The following is a 6,350-nucleotide window of genomic DNA, read 5'->3' as shown; positions in this document are numbered from 1 at the left end:
TGGTCGAGGCCATCCGTTCCCTGGCCGAGGTGCCGCGATGAAGGCCTATCCGAGGACGGGGCAGGGGCCGCTGGTGCTGGTGCTGCACGGGCCCAATCTGTCCTCGCTGGGGCGGCGCGACCCCGGGCACTACGGCACCCTGGACCTGGACCAGATCATGGAGCGGCTTTCCAAGCTGGCCGGCGAGCTCGGCCTGTCCGTTGAGGGCCTCCAGTCCGACCACGAGGGCGATCTGGTCGAGGCGCTGCTGGCCGCGGCCGGTCGCGGGGTGGCCGCCGCCGTCTGCAACCCGGGGGCGCTCGCCCACACCTCGTACGCGGTCCGCGACGCCGTCGAGGCCGCCGGCCTCCCGGTCGTGGAGGTCCACCTGTCGAACGTCCACGCCCGCGAGCGCTGGCGCCACCACCTGGCCGTGGCCCCGGTCGCGGCCGCGGTGATCGCCGGCATGGGCCCGGCCAGCTACGACCTGGGCCTGCGCGCCGCCGCCGACCTGCTGGCTCGCCGCGCCTGAGCCGGGTTGGCAAGATGGACCGGGGGAAAGGAACGCTCGCGTGCCCAACGACGGCCATGCCTACAGCGAAGCCAGGCGGCAGGCCCTGCGCGGCCTGCTGGCCCATGCCGACCTGTCGGCCCTGCTGGTCACCAAGCCGGTCAACGTCCGCTACCTGACCGGGTTCACCGGCAGCTACGGGGCGCTGCTGCTGCTGCACGACCGCACCCTGTTCTTCACCGACGGCCGCTACCGCCACCAGGCCGCCGCCGAGGTCCCCGGGGCCGAGGTCGTGCCCGCCCCCGGCGACCTGATCGGGGCCGTCGCCGGGGTGGTGCGCACCGCCGGCAACGGCCTCGGGTTCGAGCCGGGCGGGCTGACCTGGGGCGAGGGCCAGCGGCTGCGCTCGGCCCTGCCCGGCCAGGCCGTCGTGCCCGCCCCGCCCCTGGTCGAGGAGCTGCGCGAGGTCAAGGACGAGCGCGAGCTGGCCGCCATGCGCGAGGCGGCCCGGCTCGGCGGCGAGGCCCTCGAGGGACTGCTGCCGGCCCTGCGCGAGGGCATGACCGAGCGGCAGGTGGCCGTCGACCTGGAGCTGGCCATGCGCCGCCTCGGCGCCGACGGGCTGGCCTTCGAGACCATCGTCGCCTTCGGGGAGCAGGCGGCCGAGCCCCACCACCACCCCGGCGGCCGGCCGCTGCGGGCTGGCGACCTGGTCAAGGTCGACTTCGGAGCCCGGGTCGACGGCTACTGCGCCGACATGACCCGCACGGTCGTGCTCGGCAAGGCCTCCCAGCGCCAGCGTGACCTGTACGAGCTGGTCCGCGCCGCCCAGGCGGCCGGGCTGGCGTGCCTGGAGGCGGGGGTGCCGGCCGGCGAGGTCGACCGGGCCTGCCGCCAGCCGATCGCCGAGGCCGGGCTGGGAGACTCGTTCCCGCACCCGACCGGCCACGGCATCGGCCTGGAGATCCACGAGGCGCCGCGGCTGCGGGCCGGCTCCCGGGACCGGGTGGCCGCCGACACCCCGGTCACCGTCGAGCCCGGGGTGTACCTTCCCGGCTTCGGCGGGGTCCGGATCGAGGACCTGGTGGTGGCCCGCCCCGGCGGCCACGAGCTGCTCACCACCGTCCCCAAGGAGCTGCTGGAGCTGTGACATCGGAGGCCCTTGCCGACCTGGCCGACGAGTACTTCCGGGTGCTCATGGACGCCTCGCCGTTCGACGCCACCATGTTCGGGGTGCCCGGCTGGGACGCCGAGGTCCCCGACCTGTCCGAGGACGGCGACGCCGAGACCGACGGGCGCCTGGCCGGCCTGGAGCGCCGCCTGGCCGCCCTCGACCCCGCCGGGCTCGGCCTCCAGGACCGGATCACCCTGGCCATGCTCGGCCGCGGGATCGCCGACCGCCGGGACGAGCTGGCCGCCCGCTGGCCCGAGCTGACCGTGTCGGCCGCCGCCGGCGGCATCCAGACGGCCGTGCTCGGCCTCGTCCCCAAGGTCACCCTGGCCACGCCCGAGCAGGCCGCCGCCTACCTGGAGCGCTGCGCCCGGCTGGCCGGCTGCCTCGACCAGGCCGGCGACCGGCTGCGGGCCGGGCTGGCCGCCGGCCGGACCCCGCCCGCCCTCGGCGTCCGGGCCGCCGTCCGCCAGCTCGACGGCTACCTGGCCGGCCCCATCGCCGGCGACCCCCTGCTCACCCCGCCGCCCCCGGAGGGGATGGACGCGGCCCGCTTCCGCGACCGGCTGGCCGAGGTGGTCGCCGGGTCGGTCCGGCCGGCCATGGCCCGCTACCGCGACCTGCTGGCCACCCAGGTCGCCGAGCGCGCCCGCCCCGACGACCGCTGCGGGCTCGTCCACGTCCCCGGCGGCGAGGCCGTCTACCGGGCCGCGGTGGCCCACCACACCACCACCGACCGCGACCCCGACGAGCTCCACCGGCTCGGCCTCGACCTGGTCGCCGGGCTGGCCGAGGAGTACCGGGCGCTGGGGGAGCGGGTGCTCGGCAGCGGCGACATGGACCAGGTCCTGGACCGGCTGCGCCACGACCCGGCCCTGCGCTTCACCAGCGCCGACGAGATCCTCCAGTCGGGCCGCGACGCCCTGGAGCGGGCGGTCGCGGCCCTGCCCGCGATCGTCGGCCGGGCCCCGTCCGCCCCCTGCCGGGTCGACGAGATGAGCCCGTACGAGGCCGAGGACGCCGTCCTCGGCTACTACCAGCCGCCGGCCGCCGACGGCAGCCGCCCGGCCGTCCACTGGCTCAACACCTCAGCGCCCGGGACCCGGACCCGGTACGAGTACGAGGCCCTGGCCTTCCACGAGAGCGTCCCCGGCCACCACCTCCAGTTCGCCCTCGCCCAGGAGCTGGAGGAGCTGCCCCGGTTCCGGCGCTTCGGCTACGTCACCGCCTTCAGCGAGGGCTGGGCCCTGTACACCGAGCGCCTGGCCGACGAGCTCGGCCTCTACTCGGGCGACCTGGAGCGCTTCGGCATGCTGTCGTTCGACTCCTGGCGGGCCTGCCGGCTGGTCGTCGACACCGGTCTGCACCAGCGCGGCTGGAGCCGCGACCAGGCCATCGGGTACATGCTGGCCAACTCCGCCCTGACCCGGACCAACGTCGAGAACGAGGTCGACCGCTACGTCGCCTGGCCCGGCCAGGCCCTGGCCTACATCGTCGGCCGCATGGAGCTGGTCCGGCTCCGGGAACGGGCCCAGACCCGCCTGGGGGACCGCTTCGGCCTTCCCGCCTTCCACGACCTGGTGCTGGGCACCGGCGGGGTGCCGCTGTCGGTCCTGGCCGAGGTGGTCGACACGCACCTGGTAGGGTGACGCCATGGCGACCACGAATGATCTCAAGAACGGCATGACGCTCAACCTCGACGGCAACCTCATGAACGTCGTCGAGTTCCAGCACGTCAAGCCGGGCAAGGGCGGCGCGTTCGTGCGCACCAAGCTCAAGAACGTCCGCACCGGGCGCACCCTCGACAAGACCTTCCGGGCCGACGAGCCGGTCCAGGTGGCCATCCTCGAGAAGCGCGAGATGCAGTACCTGTACCGCGACGAGACCGGCTTCGTCTTCATGGACACCCAGACCTACGACCAGGCCGTGGTCGACGCCGACGCGGTCGGCGGGACGGCCAGCTGGCTGACCGACGGCGCCACCCCGTACGTGACCTTCTACGAGGGCACGGCCATCGGGGTCGAGCTCCCGGCCGCGGTCGAGGTCGAGGTGACCGAGACCGAGCCGGGCATCAAGGGCGACCGGGTCTCGGGGGCGACCAAGCCGGCCACCGTCGAGACCGGGGCCGTGGTCCAGGTGCCGCTGTTCGTGGACACCGGCGACCGCATCAAGGTCGACACCCGCTCCGGGGCGTACCTGACCCGGGTGCAGTGAGCGACCCCCTGGCTCATCGGGGAGGCCGGCGCGGCCCCCCCGAACCCCCCCGGGCCGCGCCCGGCACCCGCTCGGCCGCCCGGCGGCGGGCCCTCGACATCCTGTTCGAGGCCGACCTGCTGGACCGCCCCGTTGACGAGGTGCTGGCCCGCCACCGCGAGGACCGCGAGGCCGGCGCCCTGGACGCCTACACCGTCGAGCTGGTCGACGGAGTGGCCGCGTCCCTGCCCGAGCTGGACGCCCGCATCGGCGACGCCGCCGAGCACTGGACGATCGAGCGGATGCCGCTGGTCGACCGCAACCTGCTCCGCCTGGCCGCCTTCGAGCTGACGGCCCGGCCCGAGGTCCCGACCGCGGTCGTCCTCGACGAGGCGATCGAGCTGGCCAAGCTGCTGTCGACGGCCGACTCGGGCCGCTTCGTGAACGGGGTCCTGGCCCACATCGCCGACGAGGTCCGCGGCGGCGCCTGACCGGTTCGCGGTTCGGGTGGCCGGTTGTTGCCGGTTCGGGGCCTGCCAGCCAGTATTCGCCCATGAATGATGGTGGCGCGCCCCGGCACCTGGCCGAACCTTCCAGACGGTTCGGCCTGTCGCCGCTGCAGCAGCTGTTCCTGGCCTCGATGCTCGGCCTGGCCGCGGTCACGGCCGCGATCGCCCTGGTGACCCGCGACACCGGCGGCGGCGCCGACCCGGCCGCCGGGCCGCCCACCACCCGGGCCCCGGCGGCCGCCACCTCGACCACCGCCGCGGCGACCACGACCACGGCCGCCACGACCACGACCCGCCCGCTGCGGCCGACCCCGGGGAACCTGCTCGCCGACGGCGACTTCGAGCGCGACCTGGCCGGCTGGGCGCCGCTCGGCGGGGCCGAGGTGGAGCGGGTCGAGGGCGGGACGTCGGGCCGCTGGGCGGTCGCCGTCACCCCGGACCCCCCGGGGGGCGGCCAGGTCGGCATGGTCCGCCGGGACGCCGCCACCGCGCGGGCCGACACCACCTACGAGGCGATCTTCTGGGTCCAGGCCCCCGCCGGCGGCCAGGTCGTCCTTGCCCTGCGCGAGCTGGCCGGCGGCCGCGAGGTCAGCGCCGACGAGGCCGGCTACCGCCTGGCGCCCGGCCAGTGGCAGCAGCTGGCGGTCGAGCACCACACCGCCGCCCCCGGCTCGAGCCTGGCCCTTGAGGTGGTCGCCGGCGACCTCCCCGGCGACGGCCGCCTGCTGGTCGACGGGGTCGACCTCCAGACCGAGTGAGCCGGTCGATCCGGCCGATCAATCCGCAGGATTGCGTAGTCTTGCCGATGCGTGGGCTTGCGGAGGTTTCCGTATCGTCGAGAGAGCGCAGGCTTCCCGATGGAGCCGCGCGCGTCTGGCGTACGGCGACGGGACGCCGAGGCCGGAGGAGGAGCGGGTTCTGATGCGGTGGCGGCGGGTGGCCACGATCGGCCTGACCGCGTTCGCCCTGCTCACGGTCGCCGGGCCGGCCGGCGCGGTCACCTACGTGGGCCTCCACGACCTGACCTGCGGCGGCGCCACCACCGAGGGCACCGGGATGCCGGAGGACGCCCGCCTGGACGTGGCCCTGGTCGACCCGGCCTCCGACCGCACCCTCACCCGGGGCCAGGTGACCACCAGCGCCTCGGGCACCTTCGAGTGGCGGGCCAAGGTGTCGCTGAGCGGCATGCGCTCGGTCCGGGCGGTCGTCCGCCGCCCCGGCCAGGGCGACCCGCTGGCCTGGGTCGAGCATTCCCTGGCCCGCGCCTGCCCGCTGGCCTCCACCGGCCCCAACCGGGCCCTGCCCCTGATCGGGGTCGGCCTGAGCTCCTTCACCCTCGGCGTGCTGGTGCTGCTCGCCTTCGCCTACCAGGGCCGGCACGCCCGCCCCGAGGGCCGCCACCTGGCCGCCCCCTACCGTTCCCGCCAGCTCGGCCTCTGGTAGCGCCGGCCCCCGTCAGGCGTGCTGGTGGTCGCCGCTGGCGTGCAGCAGGTCGCGCATGGCGTCACGCAGGCCGTCCAGGGCGCCGGCGGCGACGGCGGCGTCGACCCCGGGAACCTCGCCGACCCCGACCACGAACGCGTTGGGGCTGGTCGACCGGAGGCGCCTGACCAGGGCCTCGGGCCGGGTCCCGGCCGCGCTGGCGTCCAGGACCAGGAAGCGGGCCCGGCGCTCGACCGCCTCGACATAGGCCCCGTTGGCGTCGGCGGCCTCGCCCACCACCTCCCACTCCGCCGTCACCGCGGCCCGGCGCAGCTCCAGACGCCGCTCCCGTTCGGCGGCGGCGACGACGATGCGGACGGCTGTGCACATAGTTCACTCCCGGCCATAGTCCACCACGGCCTGGTTCACCTAGCCATGGTCCACCCCCTGGCCCCGGAGCCAGGTCCCCGGTGGGGGAGCGTAGCCCAACGGGAACGTGGGTGCCGGACGCTGTCCACAGGCTCCGCCTCCGCCGCCTCCCCCGGCCACCTCCCCGCCTCCCCGC

At 75.7% G+C, this 6,350-nt stretch carries 8 protein-coding genes; 7 read left to right on the top strand and 1 reads right to left on the bottom strand.

Features of this window, described 5'->3' with window-relative positions; all coding sequences use genetic code 11:
• Nucleotides 1-37 precede the first annotated feature (37 nt).
• From VF468_26615 to VF468_26585, 7 genes are all read left to right on the top strand, one after another.
• Nucleotides 38-511: a type II 3-dehydroquinate dehydratase gene (locus VF468_26615; GenBank protein HEX5881862.1), complete on the top strand. Its 474-nt coding sequence runs from the start codon at nucleotides 38-40 to the stop codon at nucleotides 509-511.
• Between the two features lie 40 nt (nucleotides 512-551).
• Complete coding sequence (locus tag VF468_26610; GenBank protein ID HEX5881861.1) at nucleotides 552-1,640, top strand: Xaa-Pro peptidase family protein; 1,089 nt, start codon at nucleotides 552-554, stop codon at nucleotides 1,638-1,640.
• Nucleotides 1,637-3,310, top strand: a complete 1,674-nt coding sequence (locus VF468_26605; GenBank protein ID HEX5881860.1) for a DUF885 domain-containing protein — start codon at nucleotides 1,637-1,639, stop codon at nucleotides 3,308-3,310. Before VF468_26610 ends, VF468_26605 begins: the two co-directional genes overlap by 4 nt.
• A 4-nt stretch (nucleotides 3,311-3,314) precedes the next feature.
• Nucleotides 3,315-3,875, top strand: a complete 561-nt coding sequence (gene efp / locus VF468_26600; protein ID HEX5881859.1) for an elongation factor P — start codon at nucleotides 3,315-3,317, stop codon at nucleotides 3,873-3,875.
• Entirely contained in the window at nucleotides 3,872-4,345 is a 474-nt protein-coding gene (gene nusB / locus VF468_26595; GenBank protein HEX5881858.1) for a transcription antitermination factor NusB, read from the top strand. Before efp ends, nusB begins: the two co-directional genes overlap by 4 nt.
• A gap of 62 nt (nucleotides 4,346-4,407) precedes the next feature.
• Nucleotides 4,408-5,121, top strand: coding sequence for a hypothetical protein (locus tag VF468_26590; protein ID HEX5881857.1), 714 nt, complete (start codon nucleotides 4,408-4,410; stop codon nucleotides 5,119-5,121).
• Nucleotides 5,122-5,284: 163 nt separating this feature from the next.
• The gene (locus VF468_26585) at nucleotides 5,285-5,806 is read left to right on the top strand and encodes a hypothetical protein (protein ID HEX5881856.1); all 522 of its coding nucleotides are present in this window, start codon (nucleotides 5,285-5,287) and stop codon (nucleotides 5,804-5,806) included.
• A gap of 12 nt (nucleotides 5,807-5,818) precedes the next feature.
• Here the strand turns inward: VF468_26585 and VF468_26580 are convergent, their stop codons facing one another.
• Nucleotides 5,819-6,175 carry a hypothetical protein gene (locus VF468_26580; GenBank protein ID HEX5881855.1) on the bottom strand — a complete coding sequence of 119 codons (357 nt, stop codon included), beginning with the start codon at nucleotides 6,173-6,175 and terminating at the stop codon, nucleotides 5,819-5,821.
• Nucleotides 6,176-6,350 lie beyond the last annotated feature (175 nt).

The organism is Actinomycetota bacterium (assembly GCA_036280995.1).
Classification (GTDB): domain Bacteria; phylum Actinomycetota; class CALGFH01; order CALGFH01; family CALGFH01; genus CALGFH01.
This window is presented reverse-complemented; position numbering and strand designations above follow the sequence as displayed.